Below are 400 nucleotides of genomic sequence, written 5' to 3'. Positions count from 1 at the left end.
GAGCACGTCGTCGCGACGCGCGTCGAGCCAGGCCGCGAGCCCGCCGACGCCCGTCTCGACGAGGTCGAGCGCCGCCGCGGTCGCGACGCGCTCGTCGCGTCCGTCGTCGGGGAGCATCGCGAACAGCCGGTCGCGCAGGGTCCGGAACTCGAGCTCGTCGAGCAGCGCGTGCAGCGCCGCGCGGTCCCACGGGCGGACCGCCAGGTCCTCGGGGCCGACCGGGAGCTCGAGGTCGGTGAGCAGCCGGTTCAGCTCACGGTTGAGCGCGACCTGCTCGACGTGCGCGCGCAGCGACTCCCCGGCCTTGCCCGTGATCCGCTCGGCGTTCTCGAGCACTCCCGCCAGGCCGTCGTACTGGCCGATCCACTTGGCGGCCGTCTTGGGCCCCACGCCGGGGACG

General features: G+C 75.2%; 1 protein-coding gene. It reads right to left on the bottom strand.

Annotated features, from left to right (window positions below):
• Nucleotides 1-400: 5'-3' exonuclease H3TH domain-containing protein (locus G3I71_RS49280; protein ID WP_275409472.1), on the bottom strand; the 400-nt coding region annotated here is incomplete at both ends.

The organism is Streptomyces sp. SID12501 (genome assembly GCF_010550245.1).
GTDB lineage: Bacteria > Actinomycetota > Actinomycetes > Streptomycetales > Streptomycetaceae > Streptomyces.
The sequence above is the reverse complement of the archived record's forward strand: the minus strand, read 5'-3'. Positions and strand labels throughout refer to the sequence as shown.